Raw genomic sequence first — 26,862 nt, 5'->3', positions numbered from 1 at the left:
CGAGATCGGAGGGCGGGGCCCGGTGCATCGCATGGCTAGCCTAGACCGGCTCGGCCCCGTGTCCGGCCGCAATCGCGTCGATGTGGCCGGCGAGTTCGAAGTCCCTCACCGTCAACCTGTGGCCGGCGTCGTGTGTGGTGATCGCGAAGCGGATCCGCTGCCAGGTGATGTGAATGACGGGATGATGCCCGACCTCGCGGGCCTAGGCCGCGACGTACATCGCCAGGTGCACCGTCTCGTGATACGAAGTGCGTGAACGTCCGGGTGATCGAATTGCCGTCACGCTCCCAACCCGGCCGCGTGGCCAGCCGCTCGGTGACCTGGTCGTCCGTCAGGGGCTCAGGGATGGGCACGGCAACCGGCCGGTCTCTGGTCGTGGCCGGGTGTCAGGAGGTGGTGAGGGTGGTCAGGGTGGCCAAGAGCTCGGACACCGTCACCGGGTCCAGGTCGCTGAAGGGGCGTTCGCCGCGGCCGTAGGACGTGGTGGAGAGCGTGACGCGGCGCAGTTCCTGGGTGGCGAACTCGTCGGGGGAGATGACGCGGACGCCGGGGTCGAGGTCGATGACCAGGTGGCGTTCCTCGGCGAGTCGCAGGGAGATGTGGCGGTGGAAGCCGCCGGTCTCCTTGTCGCCCAGCTTCCAGCCGCGGTCGGCGAGCCCGAGGATCTTACCGAAGTGGACGGTGCCGCCCTCGAAGCGTTCCAGCCGCGCCGCGTCCCGCTCCTTGTCGGTGAGGGTGTGGACGGTCCGGCCGAGCTGGGGGAAGGGTTGCAGGATCTCGTAGTCGGCGAACAGCTCCGACCAGGTGTCCAGGGCGTCCAGGCGCAGGGGGTGCGGCAGTTCGACGGGGGCGGCGAGGGCGAGGGCGTCGTCGTGGACGTCGGCGAGGGTGCGGTCCTCGGCGACACGGAACTCGGTCGGGCCGGACTTCCAGACGAGCCGCCGGGCGATGTGCCAGAGGAGGGGATGGTCGAGGAAGACGGTCCGGAACTCCTCGGGCGTCCATCTGCGTCCGGCCACCATCGCCGATTCGAGGCGGCTGACCTGGTCGGCGGCGACCGTCCGGACCTCCTTCTTCAGGGCCGTGAAACGCTGGTGAGCCAGGGGCGCGAGGTCGGCGTCGTCCCTGACGCCGGGCTTGGGAAGGGACGTGCGGCGGTTGCCGTCCTCGTCCGCGACGTAGGGCTTGAGGTGCTCGTCGAAGCCGACGATGAAGCGGCGGGGGCCGTAGTCGAGGGTCAGGCTGCCGTCGGGGTCGAGCCCTAGATCGGGGACGAGGCGGTCGGCGAGCTGCGCGGCGCTCAGCCCCTGCTCGCGGGCGATGCGGTCGAGGGCGGACTGGGCGTAGGGGCGGATGCGCTTCTTGTCCTTCGCCTTCTGCGCCAGCCGGTGGAGCTGGCGCAGCGCGCCGTCGGTCCCGATCGAGGTGAGCACCCCCAAGGCGCTCGTGCCGCCGTTGTACCAGGACGTCGCCTTGTCCCAGCGGGCGATGATCGGGCCGAGGCGGGCGGCGGTCCCGTCGTCGCCGAGGCGGCGCAGCGCGTACTCGATGCCCGGCGGCGTCCAGCGCGGACGGGATTCGTCGGCCACGTACAGTGCCCAGGCGAATTCGGCCAGGGAGCCCGGGTCGCATGCGGCGACGACGGGCTCGACTCCGGCGTACGGCTCGGTGGGCGTCGAGATGAGCAGCATCGTGACCAGGTGGCGGACGGCGGGCTCGGGCAACCTGTGCGTCCGGTCCCGCAGCAGGACGGGCGGGAGCGAGGCGAGGTCGAAGTCGATCTCCGGGAGCGGGATGGGGTACCGGTCGAGGGGGTCGATGCCCAGGGCGGCGATGGCCTGTACCGCCTCTTCGCCGTAAGGACGGACGGCCTCCAGCACGGCCGCGCCGCCGTGCGCGTCCGCGACGGCGCGGATGTGGTCTTCGGCCCGCGCGCGCTTGGGGCCGGGGCGGCGCAGGGCGTCCGGGACGATCAGAGCGATGGCGGCGGGGCCGTGCTTGACGAACCAGTCCTTCGCGGGGTGGCTGAACGAGTTGTCCTTGTGTTTCAGGAGATACTGCGCCATCTGGGCGTCCAGGAAGGGGCTAACGGTCCACTGGTTGTCCTGGTGGAGGACCAGGGGCAGCGCGGCGAGTTCGTGGCGGGCCACCACACCGCGCAGGACGAACGTGCCGGAAAGGTCGTTGCGGTAGCGCTCGTCCGCGAGCAGGGCCCGGCCGTGCTCCTCCGGCCCGTACAGGAGGAGGTCGAAGGCCAGTTGCCTGCGGCGCCGGATCTCCTCGGCCTGGATCGTTCCGTTGGCGAACGCCTCGGCGCGGGCGTCCCAGTCGGTGTCGCCGAGTGGCGGATACTCCTCGCGCGCCTTCGCCGTCCACTCCTCCCGTTCGCCCGGTGCCCAGAAGACAGCCGTCGGGATCACGGGCGCCTTCAGGCCCTTGAGGACGACCGGCTCGGGATCGCGCGGCGCCTTGATCCACGGCGGAGCCGCCAGCAGGGGCGGCAGGGAGTCTTGGGGCGCTTCGGGGGGTGTGTGCGACATCGCTCCTGTTTCCTGGGTGCTCTCCGGCCGGATGATCGCGGATTCGACCTGCGGACGGCCGGGACGGTTCCCCGGAAAGCGTGTCAGATACGGCGCAACCGCACGCGCTGGACGGCGTGCTCCCGGTTCTTGTGCAGGACGAGCGTCGCGCGGGCCCGGGTCGGGAGGATGTTGGAGACGAGGTTGATCTCGTTGACGTCCCGCCAGACGCGCTGGGCGAACGCGGCGGTCTCGTCCTCGTCCAGCTCGTGGGCGTACTTGTGGAAATAGGAGCGCGGGTCGGTGAAGGCGGTGCGCCGCAGCGCGAACAGCCGGTCGACGTACCACTGCCGGATGTCCTCGACCCGCGCGTCCACGTAGATGGAGAAGTCAAAGAAGTCGGACACGCCGAGGGAGCCGGCGGGCGGGGCCTGGAGGACGTTCAGGCCCTCGACGATCAGGATGTCGGGCCGCCGGACGGTCTGCGCCGCGTCCGGGACGATGTCGTACTCCAGATGGGAGTAGACGGGGATCGCGTGCTCGTCTGCACCCGCCTTGATGGCGGAGACGAAACGGACGAGGGCGCGCCGGTCGTAGGACTCCGGGAACCCTTTTCGGTCCATGATCCCGCGCTCGGTCAGGACGGAGTTCGGGTGCAGGAAGCTGTCGGTGGTGACCAGTTCCACGCTCGGGTGCTCGGGCCAGCGGGCCAGCAGCGTGCGCAGCAGGCGGGACGTCGTGGACTTGCCGACCGCGACGCTGCCCGCGACCCCGATGATGAACGGGGTGGGCTGGACCTCGCCGCCGAGGAACCCGCTGACGGTGTCGCGCAGCCGTCCGTCCGACAGGAAGAAAAGGTTCAGCAACCGGGAAAGCGGCAGGTAGACCTCCTCGACCTCGGTGATGTCGATCGGGTCCCGCAGCCCGCGCAGGGCGTCGAGCTCGCCGGGCGTTAAGGGCAGCGGGGTGTTCTCGCGCAGTGCCCGCCAGGCGTCACGGGAGAGTTCCACGTAGGGGCTCGGCACGCTGTCCCATCCGCTAGTCATGGGTCGAACAGTAACCACCCGTTCAAGTGGGCTTCCCGGTTTTCACCGTGCGTACACGCTAGTGCCACCCTCGACCCGGCCCGTGGGTAGGCCTTACGGCATGCATTGAATAGGCTTGCCGTCATGTGCGGAATCGTGGGTTACGTCGGCGGCAGGCCGGCGCTCGACGTGGTGATCGAGGGTCTGGCGCGGCTGGAGTACCGCGGCTACGACTCGGCCGGGGTGGCCCTGCTCGCTGAGGGGCGACTCGCGACGGCCAAGCGCGCCGGCAAGCTCGTCAACCTGCGCGGCGCGCTGGAGGAGGAACCGCCGCCCGCGGGGACGCTCGGCATGGGCCACACGCGCTGGGCGACGCATGGCCCGCCGAACGACCGCAACGCGCACCCGCACGTGGACTGCACGGGCACCGTGGCGGTGATCCACAACGGGATCATCGAGAACTTCGCCGCGCTGCGCGGTGAGCTGGAGGAGGCCGGGCACAAGCTCGGGTCCGACACCGACACCGAGGCCGTCGCCCACCTGCTGGAGGACGAGCTGAAGTCCGGCGGCGACCTCGCCGCGGCGATGCGCCGCGTGTGCCGCCGCCTGGAGGGCGCGTTCACGCTGGTCGCCGTCCACACCGGCGACCCCGACCTGGTGGTGGGCGCACGCCGCAACTCCCCGCTGGTCGTGGGCGTCGGGGACGGGGAGAACTTCCTCGCCAGCGACGTCGCCGCGTTCATCGCCCACACCCGGGACGCGATCGAGCTGGGCCAGGACCAGATCGTCGAGCTGCGCGCCGGCGGGGTGACCGTCACCGACTTCGAGGGCCGTCCCGCCGAGGTGAAGGAGTACCACGTCGACTGGGACGTCTCCGCCGCCGAGAAGGGCGGTTACGACTACTTCATGCTCAAGGAGATCGCCGAGCAGCCGCGCGCCGTCGCCGACACGCTGCTCGGCCGGATCGGCACCGACGGGCGGCTCACGCTGGACGAGATGCGGATCTCCGACCAGGAGCTCCGCGAGGTCGACAAGATCATCATCGTGGCCTGTGGGACGTCGTTCCATGCCGGGCTGATCGCCAAGTACGCGATCGAGCACTGGGCCGGGCTGCCCTGCGAGGTGGAGCTGGCCAGCGAGTTCCGCTACCGGGACGCGATCCTGTCGCCGACGACGCTGGTCATCGCGATCTCCCAGTCCGGCGAGACGATGGACGCGCTGATGGCCGTCCGGCACGCCCGCGAGCAGAAGGCCAAGCTCCTCGGCATCTGTAACGTCAACGGCTCGACGCTGCCGCGCGAGTGCGACGGCGTCCTGTACACCCATGCCGGGCCCGAGATCGCCGTCGCGTCCACCAAGGCGTTCCTCACCCAGCTCGTCGCCGTCTACCTGATCGCGCTGTACATCGCGCAGGTGCGGGGCACCAAGTGGGGCGACGAGGTGTTCGCCATGGTGCAGCTCCTGGAGCGGATGCCGGAGAAGGTGGAGAAGGTCCTGGAGACGATGGAGCCCGTCCGGGAGCTGGCCCGGTCGCTGGCGGGGGAGCGGTGCGTGCTGTTCCTCGGACGGCATGTGGGCTTCCCCGTGGCGCTCGAAGGCGCGCTGAAGCTCAAGGAGCTGGCGTACATGCACGCCGAGGGTTTCGCGGCGGGCGAGCTGAAGCACGGGCCGATCGCGCTGATCGAGTCCGGGCTGCCGGTCGTGGTGGTCGTCCCGCCGCGCGCGCGGGACGTGCTGCACGACAAGATCGTCTCCAATATCCAGGAGATCCGTGCCCGCGGCGCCCGGACGATCGTGATCGCCGAGGAGGGGGACGCGTCGGTGGAGCCGTACGCCGACACGCTGATCGGCGTCCCGGCCGTCCCGACGCTGCTCCAGCCGCTGGTCACGACCGTCCCGCTCCAGGTGTTCGCGTGCGAGCTGGCCACCGCGAAGGGCCACGACGTCGACCAGCCGCGCAACCTCGCCAAGTCCGTCACCGTCGAGTAAGAAGGCCGTTTCGCCGGAATAGTCCGGAACCATCCGCCATCCGGGTGCGTCGCACGGGGAGACCCCGGCGTTGCGGGAGGTGGCGGGTGGGAGCCCCTGAAGGACTCGGGATCGAGGCGCGCGGCGTGACGCGGCGCTTCGGCACGGTACAAGCCCTGCGCGGGCTCGACCTGACCGTCCCGTACGGTCAGGTCACCGCGCTGGTCGGACCCAACGGCGCGGGGAAGACGACCCTGCTGCTCATCCTCGCGACCCTGCTCGGGGCGGACGAGGGCCTCGTCCGGATCGCCGGGCACGACGTCCGCACGCGTCCCGGCGAGGCCCGCGACGCGCTCGGCTGGATGCCCGACACCTTCGGCGTCTACGACCAGCTCACGGTCGACGAGTACCTCGCGTTCTTCGCCGACGCCTACGGGCTGCCCAAGGACGAGCGGTCGCGCCGCCTCCGCGCGCTGCTGACCCTCGTCCACCTGGAGGACCACCTCGGGCAGCCCGTCCACGCGCTGTCGCGCGGGCAGAAGCAGCGGCTCGGCGTCGCCCGCGCGCTGGTGCACCGGCCGCGCGTCCTGCTGCTGGACGAGCCGGCCTCCGGCCTCGACCCCCGCTCCCGCATCGAGCTGCGCGACCTGCTGCGCTCCCTCGCGGCGGACGGTGTGGCGGTGCTGGTGTCCAGTCACATCCTCAGCGAGCTGGAGGAGATCGCCGACCGGGTCGTCCTGGTCGATCACGGGCGGACGGTCGGCGAGCACTCCATGGCCGATCTCGCGGACGCCTCGGCCGCCCGGGTCCGGTGGCGGCTCCGGTCCCTCGACCCGGGCCTGCTGGCCGAGGCGCTGGCGACGGAGCTGTCGGGACGCTCCGGCCTCGATCCCGTCCGGGACCTGCCGGGCGGCGCCGAGGCCGGCCCGCTCACCGAGACCGAGGCCGCCGGGCTGCTGGCAGCGCTCGTCACCCGGGGCGTGCCGGTCACCGGGCTCGCCCCCGCGGGCAGCGCGCTGGAGACGGCGTACCTGGCGATGACCGAGAACCGGAGGTGACGCCGTGACGGCGCGCGGTGCCGCCCTCGTGGCGCGGCAGGAGATCAGGACCCGGTTGCGGACGGGCCGCTGGCGGGTGCTGCTGGCGGTCTGGTTCGTGCTCGTGAACGGCCTCGGGCTGGCGTTCCGGCTGGCGCTGGAGGCCGACTACGACCCGGGCGACGGGCATCCCGGCGTCCCCATGTTCGGTGGCGTGCTGCTCGGGGTGCTGGTGCTGACGCTGCTGGTGACCCCGGCGTTCGGCGCGCAGTCGATCAACGGCGACCGGGAGCGCGGGACGCTCGCGACCCTCCAGGTCACCCGGCTCACCCCCGGCGACATCGCGGTCGGCAAGCTCGCCGCCGCGTGGGGGGCGGGCCTGGTCGTGCTGCTGCTGACCGCACCGTGCCTGCTGTGGCCGGTCGCCGAGGGCGCGATCGGAGCCGGACGGGCCGCCGTCGTGCTGCTCGTCACCGCGCTGCTGATCGGCGTGGTCTGCGCCCTCTCACAGGGCTGGTCGGCGCTGCTGGCGCGCAGCATCACCTCCGTCCTGATGTCGTACCTGACGGTGTTCGGGCTGATCGTCGGGACCCTGCTGCTGTTCATGATCGCGATCCCGTTCACCGCCGAGCGCCACGTGGACGGCTACAACGAGCAGCACGAGGAACGGATCTGGTGGCTGCTCGCCCCGAACCCCGCCGTCGTGCTGGCCGACGCCGCGCCGAGCCTCCCCAAGCGTCGGGTCGTCGCCGGAGACCAGGTCCTGCTCGTGTCGCCGCCGGGAGACCCGCTCGGCGAGATCAGTCGCGACGTGCGCGGGCTGCGCATGGAGGACGACCACCTCTACGGTTCCCGCGAGAACCGGCCCCCCGTATGGCCGTACGGGCTGGCGTTCGACCTCGCCCTCGGAGCAGGCGCGGTCTGGGTCAGCGCGGCCCGGTTGCGGACGCCACTCCACCGTGTACCCAAAGGCGTCCGCATTGCCTGAGCGCGCGTTTCATCCCGTCCGGACGCGCTTTTCGACTTTCGCCTGCTCGGCTCTGGTCACGGACGATAACGGTGTGATGGCGTCCGCCGTCCGGGCCTCGGGCGGCGCGGCTCGTTCTCGGTTTTCGGGCTGGTTCAGATCTCAATTCTCGATGGAATTGAGATTCTCACTTCCAGTGTAATTCTCAAGGGCGGTCGAATCGACCGCCCTTGGCATCGTCTGCGAACCGGCGCCATTCTCCCACATCGAACACCAGCCAGGCCGCGGTGTTCTCCTCAGTGCACGTGCTGTCGCGTACGCAGATCATGCCGGTGGTCGGCCGTGCGATCTCAACACATCCATTGCTGGCGCCGCATCGGGCGCTCCTTCGCCATCGGGCGGGCGGTGTCACGTCGAAACTCATTCCGGCTCCTGCCTCGAAAGTAGCTGTGCCCGCGGCCGCGCTGCCGGTGCTCAAGCACAAGGTAACAAGATCGCCGAAAACGGGTGATCGAGGACGGCCGGATGGTGTCCGAGGGGCCGGAGGGACGAGGTAGGGCCACTGTTTCCGCTGGTACATCGACGAGCCGGGCTCGGCGGGACATTCCCCCACCGGACCCGGCCCGTCCGTCGCGGTGCCCTGCCCCGTGCCCTCACGGGGCAGGGCACCCGCCACCTGCCATCAGCCCAGGTCGAACTCGCCCTTCTTGGCTCGCTCGACAAAGCCCCGCCACTCTCCCTGAGAGAACGACAGGACCGGGCTCTGCGATCCGTGCTTCGCGTCCCGTGCCCCGATGAGAAGGGACGGACCGGCCAATGTGGCGACCTCGACGCACGTGTTGCTCGCCCCGCAGTGGGCGCTTCTCCGCCATTGCGGAGCAGGAGTGGCGAAAGGGGACACTAGGTGCCTTTCACATAGTGAAGGCCACTCCGCGGTGGCCCGTCACCAAGCATCCCTGGCCTCGATGAGGCGTCGTCGTGATTCGTCGGTGCCCCATGCCTGACCAGCAAGATTTGTATAGGCGAGCCTGTACATATAAGTAACGGTCTCATCCGCAAAGTGGCTGATTGTCAGCGATTCGGTGTGCACGATATCAGGAAAAACGATGTCGTGCACCGGCTTGAATTCCAGCAGGATAAATGTCTCCGCCAACACCGAGTGCGCGATGTCGAGAGGAAGTATGTGCACGGTCACGTTCGGAAGCTCGGTCATCCCACAGAGATGTTCGAGCTGCTCGCGCATGACCTTACGGTCGCCGATCCGGCGTTGCAGTACCGCCTCGTCCATGACCACCGAGAGCTCCAGCGGATTCGCCCGCCGCAGGAGTTCCTGCCGGCGCATCCGCACCTCGACCCTGCGCTCCAGTTCCTGGGGCGGCAGCGTGGCGAGGGCACTCCAGCCACCGATCACATGGCGTGCGTAGCTCTCGGTCTGTAGCAGCCCGGGGAAGACCGTGCTGCCCCACTCCCGGACGGCGGACGCCTCGGACTCCAGTGCGATGAAGTCCGCGAGCGGGCTTGGCAGGTCGCGGTAGTCCTCCCACCAGTCCCGCTCGGCGGCGTCGTGCGCCAGGGAGATGAGATCCCCGCGGCGTCCGTCGTCGATCTCGTACAGGTCGAGCAGGCGGTGCACGTCGCTGATCTTGGCGCCGGTGCGCGCGTTCTCGATCCGGCTGACCTTGGCTGTGGACCAGGTCAACCGTTCGGCGACCTCGTCTCCGGTAAGGCCCATGCGTTCGCGGAGCCTGCGGAGTTCGGCGGCCAGCCGACGTTGTCGGACGGAGGGACCTCGGGAAGTGCTCATTGCCGGAGCCTCTCCAGTCCTCAACGGACTGTTCAGGCCGCATTCTGCCGCACGGGGGCACGGCAGTGCGAACACATCGGACCGATGAACTTGATTCTACGACCCAAGATTCTTATGCGCACATCACGCCGCAACTTGCAGAGCAATTTCCTGGTGCCTGTCCGGGGGTTGCGAACGTCACCTCCGTGGCACCCTAAGTATGTGATCGGCGAGACGGCGCGGGTGGGGGGCTGCTGGTGAGGTACGCGCACGAGGTCGGCAAGGTGCGGACGGCCGAACAGGCCCTCATGGCGCGCCTGCCGGACGGCGTCCTGATGCAGCGCGCCGCCGCCGGGCTGGCGTCGGTGTGCGCCGGCCTGCTGCCTGCCGTGTACGGGTCACGCGTGGTCCTCCTCGTCGGCGGCGGCGACAACGGCGGCGACGCCCTCTACGCCGGAGCCCGGCTGGCCCGGCGCGGCGCCCGGGTCTCCGCCGTCCAGGCCGGCTCCACGATCCACCAGGAGGGCCTCGCCGCGCTGCGCACCGCCGGCGGCCGCCTCCTGGACGACGGCGCCGCGGCCATCGAGGCCGCCGACCTGATCATCGACGGGCTGACCGGCATCGGCGGTTCCGGTGGGCTGCGCGAGCCCCACGCCGCCCTGGCCGCCCTCGCGTCCGGCGCGACCGGCACGGTGGTCGCCTGCGACGTGCCGAGCGGCGTCGACGCGAGCACCGGACAGGTCGCCGGCACGGCCGTCCACGCCGACGTGACCGTCACCTTCGGCACCTACAAGCCGGGCCTGCTGATCGACCCCGGCGCGTCCCACTGCGGCGTGGTCGAACTGGTCGACATCGGCCTCGGCGCCGATCTCCCCGACCCGGACGTGGTGGCCGCCCGCATGGCGGACATCCAGCCGCCCGAGCCGCGCCCCGAGTCCGACAAGTACCGGCGCGGGGTCGTCGGCATCCTCGCGGGCGGCGACGAGTTCACCGGCGCCGCCGTGCTCAGCACCGGCGGCGCGGTGCGCGGCGGCGCCGGCATGGTCCGCTTCGCCTCGGTCGCCCACCCGGTCGAACTCGTCCGGCACCGCTGGCCCGAGGCCGTCACCACGGTGATCGAGCCGGGCCGGCACGGAGCCAAGGTCGTCGAACGCGTCGGCCGCGTTCAGGCCTGGGTCGTCGGCCCCGGCCTCGGCACCGGCGCCGCCGCCGAGTCACTGCTGGAGGCCGCCCTCGCCACCGACCTGCCCGTCCTCGTGGACGCCGACGGCCTCACCGTCCTCGCCCGCCGCCGCGACCTGCTCCGCCGCGCGGCCCCGACCGTCCTCACCCCCCACGCGGGCGAACTGTCCCGCCTGATCGACGCCGACCGCGACACCATCGAGGCGGCCCGCCTCCAACACGTCCGGCAAGCCGCCGCCGAACTGTCTGCCACAGTCCTGCTCAAGGGCTCCACGACCCTGATCGCCGAGCAGGACCGTCCCGTCCGCGTGAACCCCACCGGCACTCCGCGCCTCGCCACCGCCGGCACAGGCGACGTCCTCTCCGGCCTGATCGGCGCCCTCCTGGCAGGCGGAATGCCGGCGCTGGACGCGGCCACCGCGGGCGCCTACCTCCACGGCCTGGCCGCCCGCCTAGCCGCCACCGCCTCACAAACCCCAGAGACCCCCTGGCGCGCCGAAACCCCCATCTGCGCCGAAGACGTCATCAACGCGCTCCCCAAGGCCTTCGCCACCTGCACAGCCACCCACCCCACCCCCTCCCGATAACCCCACCTCGCAGGTAAGAACCTCAGCCACAGCCTGAACCGCACCCCGGCAGGGTTGACCCCAAACTGGCGGTTACGGGGAGGCACGCGGAGCGAGCGCCAGCGAGCGCAGCGGGTATCCGCGGCGCGCCGCGCCCTCGGAGCGAGCGCTGGCGAGTGAGGAGGTGGCGAGCCGCGCAGCCGGGGGTCTGGAGGTCGCCCCCCAGGTAAATACGGTCGCCCCCAATGGGTACCAACTCCCCAACAAATACGAGAGAGACAGCGTCATACAGGGGTAGAGAGGACGGGGTGCGGGGGCCGTGAGCAGGGGCAGGGTGCCCCGAGCAGGGGTTCCGGGACGGCACACTGGGTGACCATGAGGGTTCCAGCGGAGGCACGCGTCGATCTGGACGCGATCAGCGACAACGTCGCCCGGGTGCGTGAGCACGCGGGCGGCGCCGAGGTCATGGCCATGGTGAAGGCCGAAGCGTACGGGCACGGGCTGGTGGAGGCCGGTCGTGCCGCGGTGGCGGGTGGGGCGTCCTGGCTCGGCGTGGCGAAGCTGGATGAGGCGTTGCGGTTGCGTGAGGCCGGGGTCGAGGTCCGGACGCTGGTGGGTGTCGGGGTACCCGGCGAGCCTTACGAGGAGGCCGTGGCGCGGGACGTCGATCTGACGGTCGGGGCTCTGTGGATGGTGGAGGAGGTCGTCCAGGCGGCGGAGCGCGCCGGGCGTCCGGGGCGGGTGCACCTGAAGGCCGACACGGGCATGAGCCGGGGCGGCGCGGGGGAGCGGGACTGGCCGATGCTGGTGGACGCGGCGTTGAAGGCGGAGGCGTCCGGGCATCTGCGGGTGGCGGGGGTCATGTCGCATTTCGCCTGCGCGGACGAGCCGGGGCATCCTTCGATCGCGGCGCAGCTGGGCGCGTTCACCGCGATGGTGGAACACGCGGAGAGGGCCGGGGCGCGCTTCGAGGTGCGGCACCTGTCGAACTCGGCGGCGGCGCTGACGTTGCCGGAGGCCCGGTTCGATCTCGTCCGGCCGGGCATCGCCACCTACGGTTTGACGCCGGTCCCGCAGCTGGGGACGTTCGGCCTGCGCCCCGCGATGACGCTCGTCGCGGACGCGGCGCTGGTCAAGCGTGTCCCTGCGGGGAGCGGCGTGTCGTATGGGCACATCTACCACACCGAGCGTGCGACCACGCTGGCCCTGGTGCCCGCCGGGTACGCGGACGGGATCCCGCGGCACGGCTCCAATCTGCTGGAGGTCTTCGCGGCGGGACGGCGGCGGACGATCGCCGGGCGTGTTTGCATGGACCAGTTCGTTATCGACCTGGGGGACGACGAGATGTCCGCCGGGGACGAGATCGTCTTGTTCGGTCCGGGTGATCGAGGCGAGCCGACGGCTCAGGAGTGGGCGGACGTCCTTGGAACGATCTCGTATGAGATCGTCACCCGCATCGGATCCCGGGTGCCGAGGGTGTACTCGGGCGGGGCGCTGTAGGGGGCGCGCGTGGACAGCAGGAACAAGCGCAGGATCGGCATCGTCGGGGCCGTCGCGGGCGTCGGTGCGGCCGGGGTGGGCGCGGCCGTAGGGCTACGGCACCTGGCGGTCGGGCGGGTGCGGCTGCGCCCCGACCCCGACGCCGGGGAGCCGTTCGGCGGGTTGCGGGGACGCGAGCTGACCGTCGAGGCCGATGACGGCCTGTCGCTGCACGTCGAGGTGGACGGATCCGACGACGCGGGGCTGACGATCGTGTTCTGCCACGGCTACACCCTCACCCAGGACTCCTGGCACTATCAGCGCCGTGATCTGCGGGGGTTCCGGACGGTGTTCTGGGATCAGCGCAGCCACGGACGCAGCGAACGCAGCAAGCCCACGCACGCGACCATCGGCCAGACCGGTGAGGACCTGTATGCGGTGCTGCGGGCGACCGTCCGGCCGGGCGAGCGGGTGGTTCTCGTCGGCCACTCGATGGGCGGCATGTCGATCATGGCGCTGGCCGGCCGGCATCCCGAGCTGTTCGGTGACCAGGTGGTCGGGGTGGCGTTGATCAACACGTCCTGCGGGAATCTGGCGGAGATGACGCTGGGCCTGCCGCTGGTGCTGGCGAAGCTCGTCCGTCCGCTGGCGCCCCGGACGCTGCGGGGCCTGGGCCGCCGCGCCGACCTGGTGGACCGCGCCCGCGGGCTGAGCGCCGACCTGGCGTTCGTGGTCACCCGGAAGATGGCGTTCGCCGACAAGCACGTCAGTCCCTCGGTGGTCGACTTCCTGGAGCAGATGATCAGGGCGACGCCGATCGACGTGATCGCCGAGTTCTACCCGGCGCTGGTCGCGCATGAGGAGTCCGCGGCGCTGGACGTGATAGGCAAGGTGCCCGTGCTGGTGCTGGCGGGCGGCCAGGACCGGCTGACCCCGGCCGCGCACGGCCGCCGCATCGCCGAGGCGCTGCCGGACGCCGAGCTGGTCGAGGTGGACGAGGCCGGGCATGTCCTGCCGCTGGAGTATCCGGGCGTGGTCACCGGCGGGCTGCGGCGGCTCGTCGAGCGGGTCCGGCCCGGGTACGAGGAGGAGCGCAGCGCGTGAAGGAGATCACGGTCGTCGTCCCCACGGCCGAGGACATGCGGGAGCTCGGGCTACGGCTCGCGGGCCTGCTCCAGCCGGGAGACCTGCTCGTCCTGACGGGTGGCCTGGGCGCGGGCAAGACGACGCTCACGCAGGGCATCGGCGAGGGCTTGAAGGTGCGGGGGCCGATCACGTCCCCGACGTTCGTCATCGCGCGGGTGCACCCCTCGCTCGCGGGCGGACCCCCGCTGGTGCATGTGGACGCCTACCGGCTGGGCGGTTTCGCGGAACTGGACGATCTCGACCTGGACGCCTCCGTCGACGAATCGGTGACGGTCGTGGAATGGGGGGAAGGGCTCGCCGAGGGCCTTGCCGAGGACCGTCTAGAAATGATCATTTCCCGTGGGGACGGGCCCGGCGAGGAGCGGCGGGTAAGGATCGTCGGCGTCGGTGATCGCTGGGCCGACCTGGAGCTTGACCGCGGCTGAGAGTCGGAAGATCGTCCTGGTTTTAGTAAGTCTGGGATGAACTACTTCGCTGGTCCATGTCGTACTCTTTGCGCGAACGAACCTCACCTTCGCGACAAATGAGAATTTCTCCAGCAGGAGTGGGATCCGGTGAGTGGCAGCCATCGCAGCGGTGGGAACGACCGCGAATACGGGCCTTACTACGGTCGCGGCCCCTCGGGGCACGGCGGCCCTGAAGCAGGTAGCGGCGGCTATCGCCTGGCCGGCGGCTTCGAGGCGGGCAGCGGAGGCCATCGGGCCGGTAGTGGCCACCGCTCGGGATCTGGCAGCCACCGCGTCGTCCGGGACCGGCACACCGGACGCCGTGTAGCGATCATGCTGGCCGGTGTCGGGGTCGGCACCGTCGCCTGCGTGCTCGCCGCGGTCGCCATCCTGGGCGGCGCCGGCAAGAGCAGAGACGGGGGGTCCGGCCAGGTCGTCGGTTCCAGCGCGGCCGAGAGCACGCCGATGGCCAAGGCCGAGCGCTCCCTCGTCCCGGACTCCTGCACGACGCTGGGCGACGACGTCGCCGCCCGGCTCGCGCCCGGCGCCACCCGCACCCCGGCCGACAGCTACCAGGGCAACGACCGCCAGAACCAGTGCGTCTGGGGTGCCTACACGGGCGACCGTAAGCGTCAGCTCACCGTGGAGCTGCGCGCTGTCGGCGGTACCGGCGACCAGACCGCGACCGATGCCGCGCACTCCACCTTCGCGTCCGAGCGCAGGGACGACGAGTCCGGCAAGGCCCTTCTGGCCAACCAGGAGCTGACCGAGAAGCGCGGCCTGAACGACGTCGGCGACGAGGGTTACGCCGTCTACAGCGTCGATGAAGGCCAGGGGTCAGGCGAGGCGATCGCCAACATCCGCACCGCCAACGTCCTGGTGACCGTCCACTACTCCGGGTCCGACCGAGGCGACCCCCTGGCGAGCAGAACCGCCATAAACGGCGCCGTAGGAGCCGCCAAGGCCGTCCTCCAGTACCTGGACTGACAAGCCGACCCCAGCCGCTCCGGTCTGAGCCGCACTTCGCCGGGGGTGAATCCCGGGCGCCGTCCCCCCAATAAACTACTACCGTGCTGGTCTTGGCTTTCGACACCGCGACCGCCGCGATCACCGTGGCGCTGTACGAGTGGACGCCCGGCGAGGGCGCCGTGCCCCGGGGGGCGGCCGAGGCCGTCGACCGGCGCCGGCACACCGAGCTGCTGACCCCGTCCATCGCGCAGGTGATGGCGGACGCGGGGGCGGCGCCGGAGGATCTGAGCGCGATCGCCGTCGGGGTGGGGCCGGGCCCGTACACCGGGCTGCGGGTCGGCCTGGTCACTGCACGTGCCATGGGGGACGCCCTCAACGTGCCCGTGCACGGCGTCTGCACGCTGGACGTGATCGCCTGGGCCACCGGACGGGACCAGCCTTTCGCCGTGGCCACCGATGCCCGGCGCAAGGAGGTGTACTGGGCACGGTACGCCTCGCACCGCACGCGCCTCACCGGGCCTGCCGTGGGCCCGCCGCCCGACGTCCTGGAAGGGGCGCCGCAGGGCCTGCCCGTGGTCGGAGAGGGCGCGGCCCTCTATCCGGAGGTTCTCGGTGCTTTCGGGCATGAGCCGCAGCTGCCCACGGCCACCGCCCTCGCGGAGCTGGCCATCGCGCGTCTGGCCGGCCTCAAGGTCCCGGCGCTGCTGCCGCCCGAGCCGCTCTACCTGCGCAGGCCGGACGCGAAGGAGCCGGGCCCGCGCAAGAAGGTGACGCCGTCGTGAGCGAGGTCGTCCTGCGGGCCATGACCGGCGCGGACCTGCCCGCCGTCCATCGGCTGGAGTCGGTGCTGTTCCCCGAGGACGCCTGGAGCGAGGGGATGCTCCGGGACGAACTGGCCGAGCAACCCCGCACCCGGCACTACGTCGTGGCCGAGGAGCAGAAGGAGATCATCGGTTATGCCGGCCTCGCCGCCGCGGGCGGGCAGGCCGATGTGCAGACCATCGGGGTGCGGGCGGACCGGCGCGGGGCCGGCATCGGCGCCGCGCTGCTGACCGAGCTGATGGACGAGGCGGTCCGCCGCGAGAGCGAGGCGGTGTTCCTGGAGGTCCGTGCCGACAACACGGGGGCGCGCCGGCTCTACGAGCGGTTCGGATTCGGCCAGGTCGGCATTCGCAAACGCTACTACCAGCCCTCGAACGTGGACGCGATCGTGATGCGGCGCGTGCTGCGCCGCCGTCCCGTGGGCTTTTCCCGGGAGACGTGATGATTCGCGACGAGCCACTGGTGCTCGGCATCGAGACCTCGTGTGACGAGACGGGCATCGGCATCGTGCGGGGCCACACCCTGCTCGCCGACGCCATCGCCTCCAGCGTCGATCAGCACGCCCGGTTCGGCGGCGTCGTGCCCGAGGTCGCTTCGCGCGCCCATCTGGAGGCGATGACACCGACCGTGGAGCGGGCGCTGGCCGACGCGGGCGTGTCGTTCACCGACGTGGACGCGTTCGCGGTGACGGCGGGGCCGGGGCTGCCGGGCGCCCTGATGGTCGGCGTGGCCGCCGCGAAGGCGTACGCCCTGTCGCTCGGCAAGCCGCTGTACGGCGTCAACCACCTCGCCGCGCACGTGTGCGTCGATCAGCTCGAACATGGGCCGCTGCCCAAGCCGTGCGTGGCGATGCTCGTCTCGGGCGGGCATTCCTCGCTGCTGCTGGTGCCGGACGTGGCGAGCGACGTCCGCTCCCTGGGCAGCACGGTGGACGACGCGGCCGGAGAGGCGTTCGACAAGGTCGCGCGGGTCCTGGACCTCGGGTTCCCTGGCGGGCCGGTGATCGACCGGATGGCGCGCGACGGTGACCCGTCCGCCATCGCGTTCCCGCGGGGGAAGTACAACGACGGCACCTACGACTTCTCGTTCTCCGGCCTGAAGACGGCGGTGTCCCGCTGGGTGGAGGCGAAGGAGCGCGCCGGGGAGCCGGTGCCCGTCGCGGACGTCGCGGCGTCGTTCCAGGAGGCCGTGGTGGACGTCCTCACGCAGAAGGCGCTCAAGGTCTGCAAGGACAACGGCGTCGGTCACCTGCTGATCGGCGGCGGCGTCGCGGCGAACTCGCGGTTGCGGGCCCTCGCGGCGGAGCGCTGCGAGGCCGCCGGAGTCCGGCTGCGGGTGCCGCGCCCGAAGCTGTGCACCGACAACGGCGCGATGGTCGCCGCGCTCGGTTCGGAGCTGGTCGCCTCGGGGCTCGCCCCGTCCGACCTGGAACTGCCGGCCGACTCCAGCCTGCCGATCGAGTCGGTCACCGTGTGAGCTCGGCCAGCAGGCCGGCGAGGTAGTCCTCCAGGAGCGGGACCTTCGCCTCGTCGAGGAGGCGGTCGTCCTCTTCGGGCAGCAGGTCGAGGACGCTGCGCACGTCCCAGTACGGATGGTGCGGGTAGCCACCGGACACCTGGTCGAAGGACGACAGGAACCGGTCGGCGACGCCCCGCCCGTAGCGCAGCACCAGCCCGCGCCGCATCCGCGCGATGTCGACCGCGATGGGGCCGGACGAGGCGTCCGACCAGTCGACCACGCCGGTGAGCTTCCCGTACGACCACAGCGTGTTGTCGGGATGGTAGTCGCGGTGGATGAACCGGGCGGGCGCCTCGGGCGGCGGTCTCGCCGCGACCTCGAAAGCCCGCTCCCATATCGCCGGGCGCAGCGCGTGCTTGGGTGGCAGCCGCACGTCGAGCCGGTTGTAGGGGACGTACGGGGGCATCGTGGACGCGCCGTTGAGTGCGTGCACCGCCAGCAGCGCCGCGGCGAGCTGGATCAGGTACTCGGGCAGGTCGTCCGGTGCCGGTCGCGGTGGATGGCCGACCAGCCGCGTGATCAGCAGCGCGGGGACGTCGCAGTACGCGCCGGACGGGTCGGCGGCGACGAGCGATGGAGTCGGGATCTCGCAGCCCGCGAGCAGCGCGAGCGCGGCGATCTCTCTTTCGGGTGAGAACTCGGTATCGACGTAGCACCGGCGGGCGGCCGCCACCGGGTCGGTCGCGGGCGTGGTGTCGCGCGGCGTCCAGCGGCGCAGGACGAGCCGGTGGGCGCTGCCCGCCGGGGTCTCCACCAGCAGTGCGTGGTTGGCGTGGGCGGAGCCGCCCGCCAACGGCCGGATCATCCGCACCTCGGCGCCCTTGCCCAGACAGCCCTCCACCCAGCGCAGGGTGGTAGGGCTGAGCTGGGCGCCGACGGGAAGGGTGGGAGCCGGTGTGTGGGTCACGAGATCCATGAAAACGGATTCCGAAGGGTATTGGGAGTGATTTTGCGAAGACGGAACGTAACAAATTGCACGTCATCGACGTGTCTTGATGGAACCCCTTCGGTCGTCGCGTCGGTTTACCGGACAAACGCCGCGGATTCCGATGAGTATCCGAGGGGTCGAATCGGGCGGGGCCGGCGCGGCCCCACCCGATCGCGGCTCGGGAGCCTTTCCTTCTGGTAAGGACCTCTCGGGGCCCGATCAGAACAGTCCATTCCGGGGTAATCCCCAGGTCCTCGATCAAACCTTTCCTTTTGTGCGGTCCTTGGTGGCCTGCGGTTTCAGTCCTTGCCCTCGCGGCGCGGGCGCAGCAGCGCCTCGGCCAGCGCGAGCATCGTCTCCTCCAAGGTGGACAGCCGCTTCAGCACGTCCTCGTGCACCGCGTTCACCTGCTTGGAGACGTCGTCGTGGACGCCGTCGACCTTCTTGCCGACCTCGTCCTCGACATGGGAGAAGCGCTTGGCGAACTCGGCCTGCGCGGCGTCCGCGCGCCGTCCGGCCTCGTCCTGCATGCCCTCGACGCGCCGGGCGAACTCCTCCTGCACGCCGCCCACCTGCCGGGCGACGTCCTCCTGCATGTTGCCGACCTGCTTGGCGACGTTCTCGTGGATGCTGCCGACCTGCCGGGTGACGTCCTCGTGGATGTCGCCGATGCGCTTGCCGAAGTCGTCGTGCACCCCGTTGACCTGGCGGGCCACCTCGGTGTGCACCGATTCGACCTGCTTGGTCACGTCGATGTGCACCGACTCCACCCGGCGGGAGACGATGTCGACCTGCGCGGTGAACTCCTCCAGAGCGCCGTCGACCCTCTTGGTGACCTCCTCGTGGATCCCCTCGATGCGCTTGCGGATGTCCTCGTGCACGTCCGTGAACCGGCGGGAGAACTCGTCCATGCGCTTGGCGACGTCGCTGTAGGCCGTCTCGGCGATCTGGGACATGGTCGCCTTGACCTCGTCGCGGTCCGGCCGGGCGCGCAACTCCTCGATCAGCGGGTCGACCGCGTCGGCGAGGTGCTTCTCCAGCGCGTCGAACCGGTCGCTGTGGTCGGTCATCGGACGCTGCGCCAACTCGGTGAGCAGCCGGTGCAGCTCGGCGATCTCCAGCGTGGCCGGCAGGCGCCCGATCCGCTCGCCCACGCCGTCGATGCGCCCTTCGATGCTCTCGAACCGGCCGTCCAGCCCCTCCAGCTTCCCCGACAGGCCCTCCAGCCGCCCGTCGACGCCGTCGAGCCGCCCGTCCAGCCCGTCCAGCCGGCCGCCGACGCCCTCGACCCGGCCGTTGACCGCCTCAAGCCCCTGTTCCATCCGCTCGGCCATCTCGCCGAGCGCCTGGTCGACCCGCGCCGTGACGCCGTTGATCGAGTGTTCGAGCCGCTCGGACCGGTGGCCGAGCTCGGCGAGGGACTTGTCCAGCCGGTTGAAGCGGACGGACGCGGCCTCCATGCTGCCCTGGAGCTTGTCCAGCCGCTTGGTCATCTCCTCCATGCGCTGCGCGGCCAGCTGCGTGGCCTCGGTGATGTGCTGCGCGGAGTCGAGGACGGCCTGGATGCGGGTCAGGCCCTCGTCGACGTTCTCGGCGACGACGCCCACGTCGGCCCACAGCGCGGGCAGTTCGGCGACGGGCTTGACCCGCTCACCGAACGCCTCGATGTGCTCGGCAAGCCCCTCGGCCCACTCCGGGGGTTTGCTGGACAGGTCGTCGACCTGCCCGCGAACACTGTCGATCTGCCCCGTCAGCCCGCTGAGCTCGCGCTCGCGGACCTCGCGCAGCAGCCACTCCATACCCTCCAGCCGCTGGCGGATCTCGTCCAGGACCTGACCCTGTGAGCGCTGTTCATAGACGTGGTCCTGCGCTGCACGGGCGAGCAACTCCCGCATCCGATCCGAGACCGGTTGACCCCCTGTCTGCAGGAAGTTGTGATTCGTTTCCACCCGATGCCCCTTCGTGTGCCGACGCACGAAATGGCGCACGGCAATGAATCGTGAAGTGGCCACTGTAGTGCGTGTACAGCGTCGCTATAACGGGTAGCAGGGAACATTGCGAGTTCTGTGGAATGCGCCGGTTATCCCACTAGGGTGAGTTGCTGAAGATTGTGGGATGTAGGGGGAATTTCCGGTTCACCGGTCATCGGATTGTCGAGTGGCTGGTGTCCGGTACCGGGGAGGGCATGTGCGCGCTCTGGCGGCGTCGCGCGGCGGTGTTCTGTCCGTACATCTCGTCCAACATCGGGAGTTCGCGTCCGCGCTCGTGGACGGACGGCCGGACGCGCTTCAGACGGGCGGCCCGGAGGCCCGGCGGCCGGAGAGCCAATTCGGGGTCGTTTTCGGACGCACCGCAGACCCGGTTGCTGAACCTGCCTTGGTGTTTCTTCGCCTGAGGATCTCGATACGCCGATTCCCGTAACACGTCGCGGTCTTGCCGGTGACGAGCAATCCCTGGTCAACGCAATGCCGGAAAGCGTCGATGATTTGCGCTGCCGTGGCGCGTTCCCCGGAACGGCTTGGCGTTGCCTGTCCGGGCGGAAGATCTTTGGCCCGATTAGCGGCGCCACGCCGCGCCCGGGCGGGTCACCGCGGTACCGGCGCCGCCGGCGGGGCACCGGCGCGCCACCGGGATGGTCAGCGCGGCGCCGGTGAGGTCAGCAGGGCCACCGGGTCGCGTCCGACCCTGGTCACCACCAGCGTCAGCGCGGCGCCGCCCCCGCCGCCCCGTCCGCCGCCCCTTCTGCCGAAACCGAGGTCGCGCCGCAGCCGGTCCACATCGACCGCCGAACCGCGCTTCTTGACGGTCAGCACGCTCACCTCGCGGCGCCGCAGTTCGGCGCGCAGCCGCTTCACCGAGAACGGCAGCACGTCCTCGATCTCGTACGCGGACGCGAACGGGGTCGGGTGCAGCCGGTCGGAGGTGACATAGGCGATCCGTGGATCGGCCAGCCCGCCGCCGACCAGATCCGCGACCTCCGCGACGAGGTGCGCGCGGATCACCGCGCCGTCCGGCTCGTAGAGGTAGCGGCCCCACGGGCGCACGTCCGGGTCGTCCAGCCCGCGCGGCGTCAACGTCCAAGCCCCACGCCCCGCCCTGAACGGGTCCGTGCTGAACGGGTCTGTGCCGAGCGAGTCTGTGCCGAGCGAGTCTGTGCCGCATGGGTCTGTGCCGGCCGGAGCCGCGCCGTCCGACGGGAGGAGCGTGGCGCGGCGGCCCACGTCCCCCGCGAGGTCGCCCAGCCAGATCGCGGCCTCCTTCACGTCCCCGCCCACCGACACCCACTCCGCCTCGGCGGTGTCCGGGACGGCCTCGTGCGGGATGCCGGGCGCGACTTTGACGCAGGCGGCGCGAACCCGTCCGGCCAGATCCAGGACGGTGTCGAGCGGCGGTTCGTAGGAACGGGGATCGAAGACGCGCCCTCGCGTTGTACGGCGCCCTGGGTCGGCGAAGACAGCCGCATATCCGGTGGGATCATCTTCGGTCGCGTCACCCACACGAACGGATGCCAGACCCTCCAACCCGAGCGTCGCCAGGTTGGCCCGCGCCACCTCGGCGGTCACCGGGTCGATCTCTACGCCGACCCCTGGAAGCCCGGCGCGCGCGCGTGCGATCAAGTCCGCGCCGATCCCGCATCCCAGCTCCAGCGTTTCACCGGATAGCGAACACTCGGCGAACCGGCGGGCACGATGCGCCGCCACGCTCGCGCGCGTGGACTGTTCGAGCCCCGCCTGCGTGAAGTACATGCGGCGGGCGTCCGGTCCGAACTTGGCCACCGCGCGTTCGCGCAGGCGCACCTGGGTGAGCGCCGCCGCGACCAGCGCCGGATCGTGGCGTTCGCGCAGGCGGGACGCGGTGGCGAGCAGTCCGCCCTCGCTCACGTCCGCCGCGGACGCCTCGTCCAGGACGGCCCGACCGGCGGGGGTCAGCAGATCCCGGAACGACGCGATGTCCATACGCTGGAAGTTATCGGGCGGTGAACGGTGCGCGACCGAGTCGGGCCCCTGGTCCGCGAGGAAGACCTCCCAGACTCTCCGGCAAGGGAGGGGAGGTCGTGTCCGTGTTGACGGGCTTCCGGGCACGGCATAGTCTCCGACTGGCACTCTCCCCGCGAGAGTGCCAAACACAGCGACAAAGGTCGGTCTGGCACCCGCGACGACAGGCCGGTCCAGGGTCGCCTCTTCTGTCACATGTGCCGGTCGGCCAGCCATGGTCGGCCGAGGACCAATCGAAGGGGAGGTCAGATCGTGACGACCGCCACCAAGGTTGTTCTCAAGCCGCTCGAGGACCGCATCGTCGTCCAGCCGCTTGAGGCCGAGACCACCACCGCGTCGGGCCTTGTGATCCCGGACACGGCCAAGGAGAAGCCCCAGGAGGGCACCGTCCTTGCCGTTGGCCCGGGTCGCGTCGACGACAAGGGCGAGCGCGTCCCCGTCGACGTCAAGGTCGGCGAGGTCGTGCTCTACAGCAAGTACGGCGGCACCGAGGTCAAGTACAACAACGAGGACTACCTCGTTCTCTCGGCCCGCGACGTGCTCGCGGTCATCGAGAAGTAATCACCGAGACGTGATGCCCCCGCCCCGGCCGGCGCCGCCCTTCGGCGGGGCTGCCGGGGCGGATCGCGTGAAAGAGGAGTATCCGCATGGCGAAGATCCTGGAGTTCGAGGAGGACGCTCGCCGGGCTCTTGAGCGCGGCGTCAACGCTCTCGCGGACGCCGTCAAGGTGACGATCGGCCCGCGCGGCCGCAACGTCGTCATCGACAAGAAGTTCGGCGCGCCGACGATCACCAACGACGGCGTCACCATCGCCCGCGAGGTGGAGCTGGAGGACCCGTACGAGAATCTCGGGGCCCAGCTCGCCAAGGAAGTGGCGACCAAGACCAACGACATCGCGGGCGACGGCACCACCACGGCGACCGTCCTCGCGCAGGCGCTGGTCCGCGAGGGCACCCGCAACGTGGCCGCCGGCGCCTCGCCGCTCGGCCTCAAGCGCGGTATCGACGCGGCCGCCCAGTACGTGTCCGACCAGCTCCTCAAGTCGGCCCGTGAGGTCGAGGCGAAGGAGGACATCGCACACGTCGCGACCATCTCCGCACAGGACGCGCAGATCGGCGAGCTGATCGCCGAGGCGTTCGAGAAGGTCGGCAAGGACGGTGTCATCACCGTCGAGGAGGCCCACACGATGGGCCTGGAGCTGGAGTTCACCGAGGGGCTCCAGTTCGACAAGGGCTACCTGTCGCCGCACATGGTGACCGACGCCGAGCGCATGGAGGCCGTCCTGGAGGACGCCTACGTGCTGATCGTGGACGGCAAGATCTCCAACGTGCAGGAGTTCCTGCCGCTGGCGGAGAAGGTCGCCCAGACCAAGAAGCCGCTGCTCGTGGTGGCCGAGGACGTCGAGGGCGAGGCCCTGGCGCTGCTCGTCGCCAACAAGATCCGCGGCACGTTCACCTCCGTCGCCGTCAAGGCGCCGGGGTTCGGCGACCGCCGCAAGGCGATGCTGGGCGACATGGCCACCCTGACCGGCGGCCAGGTCGTCAGCGAGGCCATCGGCCTCAAGCTCGACTCCATCGGCCTGGAGGACCTCGGCCGCGCCCGCCGCATCACCGTCACCAAGGACGCCACCACCATCGTCGACGGTGAGGGCGCTGCGGACGACATCACGGCGCGGATCAACCAGATCAAGGTCGAGATCGAGAACTCCGACTCCGACTGGGACCGCGAGAAGCTGCAGGAACGGCTGGCCAAGCTGGCCGGCGGCGTCTGCGTGCTGCGCGTCGGCGCCGCCACCGAGGTGGAGCTGAAGGAGAAGAAGCACCGCCTGGAGGACGCCATCTCGGCGACCCGTGCGGCGATCGAGGAGGGCATCGTGTCCGGCGGCGGCAGCGCCCTGGTGCACGTGGCCAAGGAGGGCTTCGACACCCTCGGCCTGTCCGGCGACGAGGCCACCGGCGCGGAGGCCGTGCGCCGCGCGCTGGTGGAGCCGCTGCGCTGGATCTCCGAGAACGCCGGCCAGGAGGGCTACGTCGTCGTCTCCAAGGTGCAGGCGCTGCAGCCGGGTCACGGCTACAACGCCGCCACCGGCGAGTACGGCGACCTGATCGCCCAGGGCGTCACCGACCCGGTGAAGGTCACCCGCTCGGCGGTCACCAACGCCGCCTCCATCGCGGGCATGCTGCTCACCACGGAGGCGCTCGTGGTCGAGAAGCCGGAGGAGGCCGAGGAGGCCGCCGGCGGCGGGCACGGCCACGGCCACGGGCACGGCCACTGATCGACCCGGTCCGGACGAGCGGCTCGTCCGAACCGGAGATCATTGAGAGACCCCGTCCGGTTCGCCGGGCGGGGTTTCTTGTCCGTTCGGGGCCGTATGTTTTGGTGCAACTTACAGGAACGCGGGCCCTTTTTCGGCACTCAGGGCGCGTGCGTGACTGCGTTGCGTAGTATCCCCAGACTCGTCCCAGCACTGTGACCATTCCGTTGTCGAGGACAGTGGAGACACGCCCGTCGGCGCTGGGCATCATGCTTGACGTGACCGAGGGATGCTACGCCGGGACCGTGACCGCGCGCGCTACCGAACCCTCCCGGGGGCCGGCCCCCCCACCACCCCGCGAAACCGGCCGCGGGGTGCGGCAACTGCGCGCGGCGAAGGGCGACGACGGCGACCTCAGGGAGCTGACGACGCTCGCCGTCCAGGGCGACCCCGGGGCCATCGAGGTCCTCATCGGGGAGGTTCGCCCCATGGTCGTCCGCTACTGCCGTGCCCGGCTCGGCCGGGTTTCCGGGCAGTACCACATCGCCGACGACGTGGCCCAGGAGGTTTGCATCGCCGTGCTGTCGGCCCTGCCCCGCTACCGGGACATGGGCCGGCCCTTCGCGTCCTTCGTCTTCGGCATCGCCGCCCACAAGATCGCAGACGCGTTGCGCAGCGCGGTCCGTGCGGCCGTGCCCACAGAAGACCTCCCGGACGGTCCGGACGACCGTCCGGGGCCCGAGGAGACGGTGGTCCGCTACATCGAGGCCCAGCGCGCCCGTGACCTGCTGACGCGCCTGCCCGACCATCAGCGCGAACTGGTGCTGCTGCGGGTCGTGGCGGGGTTGTCGGCGGAGGAGACCGGTAATGTACTGGGCATGTCCGCGGGGGCCGTAAGGGTCGCGCAGCACCGGGCCCTGGCCCGGCTCCGCGCGATGGCCAGAGAGGAGTCGATCGCTTGACGGAGCGGAGCCCTGGTGCCCCGGATCCGGTCGAGTCTTCGCACTCCGGCGACGCCCCCGCGCCGGGGGCCCGGGCGCCGGCCGTGCCGACCGCCGACCTGAGCGCGGTGCGCCGTACCGACGCGATCATCGAGGCGCTCGCGGAGCGGCATGCCACCGGCTCCGAGGGGTCCGTGCCTCCTGAGAACCTCACCGGCTCCGAGAACCCCGAGAACCCCGCCGGCTCCGAGAGCCCGGCGGCTCTCGAGGGCGGTGACACGATCGTCCGCCTGCTCCGGGCGTTGGTCACCGACGTGGACGAGCCCGCCCGGGACACCCGTGACGCACCCGAGCCCGCGCCACCCTCCGGCCCAGGCCCTGGCACGGGGCCCCGCCGCCGCGGCCCGCGCACCATCGTCGCCTTGGGCGTGGCGGGGGCCATGCTGGCGAGCACGGGTGTCGCCGCCGCGGGCGACCGCATGGCCGAACACTCGTCCGCGGCCCCGGCGTCACGTACCGAGACGCAGGACGAGACGGACAGGTCCCGCACCGAGTCCAATGACACCGACGTCGCGAGCCATGAGCGTCCCGCGCCGGCGCCCGTGTCCCGGCCCGCGCCGGAGCCCGGCCGTCCTGGCCGCGGAGCCGACAACGGACGCGCGGACCACGAGCGCTTCAGGAACCGGCTCGAACGTCTCCTGTCGCAGCAGCCGCGGCACCGGCGGCCCGACTATCCGACCTTCGGCGGCCGTCCCGGTGACCAGAACTCGGGGCCCGCGGAACCGTCCGACGACCCCCGGCGCCGAGTGGACGATATCCGGCGCCGCACCCAGAAACGCCTGGACCGCTACCAGAACTACCCTTACGACCGCTGATGTCCGCTAGTCCTCGCGGCCCTCTTCGCTGTCGATGACGCCGTCGACATAGCCGCGGGCGTACTCCCAGCTGACGTAGTCGACGGGGTCGGGGGACATGGCGGGCTCGTGGACGCGCGGCAGCCCCTGGTCGAGCAGATGCCGCAGGTTGCCGTGCAGCAGGTCCCAGTCGATGTAGTGGAGCTTGCCGCAGTCGCCGCAGTCGACCGTGAGCCCGCGCACGCCGAGGGGCTCCAGCAGCGCCCGGAAGACCTCCAGGTCGGCGAGATCGGCCAGCACGTCCTCGCGCTCCGCCACGCTGAGCGGAGCGGCCTCCTCGCCGGGGTCGCCGAGCGACGCCGCCGGATCCTCCGGATCTCCGGCGAACGGGTCGAGCGGAGCATCGTCGTGCACGTACCCACGCTACTGCGCCACGCCCCGCCAGGTGCACCCCCGGCCGTC

Annotated in this window: 25 protein-coding genes; 15 read left to right on the top strand and 10 right to left on the bottom strand. The window is 70.9% G+C overall.

Features of this window, described 5'->3' with window-relative positions; translation table 11 throughout:
- Positions 1 to 40: 40 nt before the first annotated feature.
- The 3 genes from AMA02S_RS44020 to coaA form a co-directional block, all read right to left on the bottom strand.
- Positions 41 to 142 carry a hypothetical protein gene (locus AMA02S_RS44020; protein WP_245667420.1) on the bottom strand — a complete coding sequence of 34 codons (102 nt, stop codon included), beginning with the start codon at positions 140 to 142 and terminating at the stop codon, positions 41 to 43.
- Between the two features lie 244 nt (positions 143 to 386).
- Positions 387 to 2,540: a DUF4132 domain-containing protein gene (locus tag AMA02S_RS08905; RefSeq protein ID WP_067454558.1), complete on the bottom strand. Its 2,154-nt coding sequence runs from the start codon at positions 2,538 to 2,540 to the stop codon at positions 387 to 389.
- A gap of 83 nt (positions 2,541 to 2,623) precedes the next feature.
- Positions 2,624 to 3,565: a type I pantothenate kinase gene (coaA, locus tag AMA02S_RS08900; protein ID WP_084264908.1), complete on the bottom strand. Its 942-nt coding sequence runs from the start codon at positions 3,563 to 3,565 to the stop codon at positions 2,624 to 2,626.
- 123 nt (positions 3,566 to 3,688) lie between these two features.
- Here coaA and glmS point away from each other — a divergent pair, with 123 nt between their 5' ends.
- The 3 genes from glmS to AMA02S_RS08885 all read left to right on the top strand — a co-directional run bounded on the left by glmS (position 3,689) and on the right by AMA02S_RS08885 (position 7,537).
- Entirely contained in the window at positions 3,689 to 5,533 is a 1,845-nt protein-coding gene (gene glmS / locus AMA02S_RS08895; protein ID WP_067454551.1) for a glutamine--fructose-6-phosphate transaminase (isomerizing), read from the top strand.
- 86 nt (positions 5,534 to 5,619) lie between these two features.
- Positions 5,620 to 6,570, top strand: a complete 951-nt coding sequence (locus AMA02S_RS08890; protein WP_067454549.1) for an ABC transporter ATP-binding protein — start codon at positions 5,620 to 5,622, stop codon at positions 6,568 to 6,570.
- Between the two features lie 4 nt (positions 6,571 to 6,574).
- On the top strand, positions 6,575 to 7,537 hold the full coding sequence (locus AMA02S_RS08885; RefSeq protein ID WP_067454546.1) for an ABC transporter permease: 963 nt from the start codon (positions 6,575 to 6,577) through the stop codon (positions 7,535 to 7,537).
- A gap of 184 nt (positions 7,538 to 7,721) precedes the next feature.
- On the opposite strand, the gene AMA02S_RS44935 is transcribed toward AMA02S_RS08885, so the two are convergent.
- The 3 genes from AMA02S_RS44935 to AMA02S_RS08880 form a co-directional block, all read right to left on the bottom strand.
- On the bottom strand, positions 7,722 to 7,940 hold the full coding sequence (locus AMA02S_RS44935) for a DUF397 domain-containing protein (protein WP_169806799.1): 219 nt from the start codon (positions 7,938 to 7,940) through the stop codon (positions 7,722 to 7,724).
- A gap of 258 nt (positions 7,941 to 8,198) precedes the next feature.
- Positions 8,199 to 8,417, bottom strand: a complete 219-nt coding sequence (locus AMA02S_RS40050) for a DUF397 domain-containing protein (RefSeq protein ID WP_084264904.1) — start codon at positions 8,415 to 8,417, stop codon at positions 8,199 to 8,201.
- A 42-nt stretch (positions 8,418 to 8,459) separates the two neighbouring features.
- Positions 8,460 to 9,320 (bottom strand): helix-turn-helix domain-containing protein, encoded by an 861-nt coding sequence (locus AMA02S_RS08880; protein WP_067454543.1) that lies wholly within the window; start codon positions 9,318 to 9,320, stop codon positions 8,460 to 8,462.
- A gap of 236 nt (positions 9,321 to 9,556) precedes the next feature.
- On the opposite strand from AMA02S_RS08880, the gene AMA02S_RS08875 reads away from it, so the two are divergent.
- From AMA02S_RS08875 to tsaD, 8 genes are all read left to right on the top strand, one after another.
- Positions 9,557 to 11,068 (top strand): bifunctional ADP-dependent NAD(P)H-hydrate dehydratase/NAD(P)H-hydrate epimerase, encoded by a 1,512-nt coding sequence (locus tag AMA02S_RS08875; RefSeq protein ID WP_067454540.1) that lies wholly within the window; start codon positions 9,557 to 9,559, stop codon positions 11,066 to 11,068.
- Between the two features lie 354 nt (positions 11,069 to 11,422).
- Positions 11,423 to 12,547 (top strand): alanine racemase, encoded by a 1,125-nt coding sequence (gene alr / locus AMA02S_RS08870; RefSeq protein WP_067454807.1) that lies wholly within the window; start codon positions 11,423 to 11,425, stop codon positions 12,545 to 12,547.
- 9 nt (positions 12,548 to 12,556) lie between these two features.
- Positions 12,557 to 13,630, top strand: coding sequence for an alpha/beta fold hydrolase (locus AMA02S_RS08865; protein WP_067454537.1), 1,074 nt, complete (start codon positions 12,557 to 12,559; stop codon positions 13,628 to 13,630).
- 5 nt (positions 13,631 to 13,635) lie between these two features.
- On the top strand, positions 13,636 to 14,097 hold the full coding sequence (tsaE, locus tag AMA02S_RS08860) for a tRNA (adenosine(37)-N6)-threonylcarbamoyltransferase complex ATPase subunit type 1 TsaE (RefSeq protein ID WP_067454804.1): 462 nt from the start codon (positions 13,636 to 13,638) through the stop codon (positions 14,095 to 14,097).
- Between the two features lie 129 nt (positions 14,098 to 14,226).
- Entirely contained in the window at positions 14,227 to 15,105 is an 879-nt protein-coding gene (locus tag AMA02S_RS08855; RefSeq protein ID WP_157430476.1) for a hypothetical protein, read from the top strand.
- 83 nt (positions 15,106 to 15,188) lie between these two features.
- Positions 15,189 to 15,869, top strand: a complete 681-nt coding sequence (gene tsaB / locus AMA02S_RS08850) for a tRNA (adenosine(37)-N6)-threonylcarbamoyltransferase complex dimerization subunit type 1 TsaB (RefSeq protein ID WP_067454533.1) — start codon at positions 15,189 to 15,191, stop codon at positions 15,867 to 15,869.
- Positions 15,866 to 16,351: a ribosomal protein S18-alanine N-acetyltransferase gene (rimI, locus tag AMA02S_RS08845; protein ID WP_281181855.1), complete on the top strand. Its 486-nt coding sequence runs from the start codon at positions 15,866 to 15,868 to the stop codon at positions 16,349 to 16,351. The genes tsaB and rimI overlap by 4 nt, the downstream gene beginning before the upstream one ends.
- On the top strand, positions 16,351 to 17,385 hold the full coding sequence (gene tsaD, locus AMA02S_RS08840) for a tRNA (adenosine(37)-N6)-threonylcarbamoyltransferase complex transferase subunit TsaD (RefSeq protein ID WP_174550945.1): 1,035 nt from the start codon (positions 16,351 to 16,353) through the stop codon (positions 17,383 to 17,385). The genes rimI and tsaD overlap by 1 nt, the downstream gene beginning before the upstream one ends.
- On the opposite strand, the gene AMA02S_RS08835 is transcribed toward tsaD, so the two are convergent.
- From AMA02S_RS08835 to AMA02S_RS08825, 3 genes are all read right to left on the bottom strand, one after another.
- The gene (locus AMA02S_RS08835; protein ID WP_067454530.1) at positions 17,375 to 18,343 is read right to left on the bottom strand and encodes a phosphotransferase family protein; all 969 of its coding nucleotides are present in this window, start codon (positions 18,341 to 18,343) and stop codon (positions 17,375 to 17,377) included. The genes tsaD and AMA02S_RS08835 overlap by 11 nt on opposite strands.
- 311 nt (positions 18,344 to 18,654) lie before the next feature.
- Entirely contained in the window at positions 18,655 to 20,250 is a 1,596-nt protein-coding gene (locus AMA02S_RS08830; protein ID WP_067454527.1) for a hypothetical protein, read from the bottom strand.
- A gap of 741 nt (positions 20,251 to 20,991) precedes the next feature.
- Entirely contained in the window at positions 20,992 to 22,311 is a 1,320-nt protein-coding gene (locus AMA02S_RS08825; protein ID WP_067454524.1) for a DUF8688 domain-containing protein, read from the bottom strand.
- A gap of 291 nt (positions 22,312 to 22,602) precedes the next feature.
- Between AMA02S_RS08825 and groES the strand changes: the two genes are divergently transcribed.
- The 4 genes from groES (at position 22,603) to AMA02S_RS08805 (ending at position 26,421) form a co-directional block, all read left to right on the top strand.
- The gene (groES, locus tag AMA02S_RS08820) at positions 22,603 to 22,911 is read left to right on the top strand and encodes a co-chaperone GroES (protein WP_067454521.1); all 309 of its coding nucleotides are present in this window, start codon (positions 22,603 to 22,605) and stop codon (positions 22,909 to 22,911) included.
- An 86-nt stretch (positions 22,912 to 22,997) separates the two neighbouring features.
- Positions 22,998 to 24,626: a chaperonin GroEL gene (gene groL / locus AMA02S_RS08815; RefSeq protein ID WP_067454518.1), complete on the top strand. Its 1,629-nt coding sequence runs from the start codon at positions 22,998 to 23,000 to the stop codon at positions 24,624 to 24,626.
- Positions 24,627 to 24,979: 353 nt separating this feature from the next.
- The gene (locus AMA02S_RS08810; RefSeq protein WP_067454795.1) at positions 24,980 to 25,567 is read left to right on the top strand and encodes a sigma-70 family RNA polymerase sigma factor; all 588 of its coding nucleotides are present in this window, start codon (positions 24,980 to 24,982) and stop codon (positions 25,565 to 25,567) included.
- Positions 25,564 to 26,421: a hypothetical protein gene (locus AMA02S_RS08805; RefSeq protein ID WP_067454515.1), complete on the top strand. Its 858-nt coding sequence runs from the start codon at positions 25,564 to 25,566 to the stop codon at positions 26,419 to 26,421. The genes AMA02S_RS08810 and AMA02S_RS08805 overlap by 4 nt, the downstream gene beginning before the upstream one ends.
- 6 nt (positions 26,422 to 26,427) lie before the next feature.
- Here AMA02S_RS08805 and AMA02S_RS08800 read toward each other — a convergent pair whose 3' ends face one another.
- Positions 26,428 to 26,814, bottom strand: a complete 387-nt coding sequence (locus AMA02S_RS08800) for a DUF5319 domain-containing protein (RefSeq protein WP_067454512.1) — start codon at positions 26,812 to 26,814, stop codon at positions 26,428 to 26,430.
- Positions 26,815 to 26,862: the final 48 nt, after the last annotated feature.

This window comes from Actinomadura macra NBRC 14102, from assembly GCF_001552215.1.
Classification (GTDB): domain Bacteria; phylum Actinomycetota; class Actinomycetes; order Streptosporangiales; family Streptosporangiaceae; genus Spirillospora; species Spirillospora macra.
Note: the sequence above shows the minus strand (reverse complement) of the source record. Positions and strands in the feature narration are given on the sequence as shown.

Excerpts from the sequence above, each read along its gene's own strand:
- AMA02S_RS08905 (WP_067454558.1), bottom strand. The coding sequence starts at position 2,540 with ATGTCGCACACACCCCCCGAAGCGCCCCAAGACTCCCTGCCGCCCCTG.
- AMA02S_RS08825 (WP_067454524.1), bottom strand. The coding sequence starts at position 22,311 with ATGGACATCGCGTCGTTCCGGGATCTGCTGACCCCCGCCGGTCGGGCC.
- AMA02S_RS08835 (WP_067454530.1), bottom strand. The coding sequence starts at position 18,343 with ATGGATCTCGTGACCCACACACCGGCTCCCACCCTTCCCGTCGGCGCC.
- AMA02S_RS08830 (WP_067454527.1), bottom strand. The coding sequence starts at position 20,250 with ATGCGGGAGTTGCTCGCCCGTGCAGCGCAGGACCACGTCTATGAACAG.
- AMA02S_RS08880 (WP_067454543.1), bottom strand. The coding sequence starts at position 9,320 with ATGAGCACTTCCCGAGGTCCCTCCGTCCGACAACGTCGGCTGGCCGCC.
- AMA02S_RS44935 (WP_169806799.1), bottom strand. The coding sequence starts at position 7,940 with ATGAGTTTCGACGTGACACCGCCCGCCCGATGGCGAAGGAGCGCCCGA.
- tsaD (WP_174550945.1), top strand. The coding sequence starts at position 16,351 with ATGATTCGCGACGAGCCACTGGTGCTCGGCATCGAGACCTCGTGTGAC.
- alr (WP_067454807.1), top strand. The coding sequence starts at position 11,423 with ATGAGGGTTCCAGCGGAGGCACGCGTCGATCTGGACGCGATCAGCGAC.
- glmS (WP_067454551.1), top strand. The coding sequence starts at position 3,689 with ATGTGCGGAATCGTGGGTTACGTCGGCGGCAGGCCGGCGCTCGACGTG.
- coaA (WP_084264908.1), bottom strand. The coding sequence starts at position 3,565 with ATGACTAGCGGATGGGACAGCGTGCCGAGCCCCTACGTGGAACTCTCC.
- groL (WP_067454518.1), top strand. The coding sequence starts at position 22,998 with ATGGCGAAGATCCTGGAGTTCGAGGAGGACGCTCGCCGGGCTCTTGAG.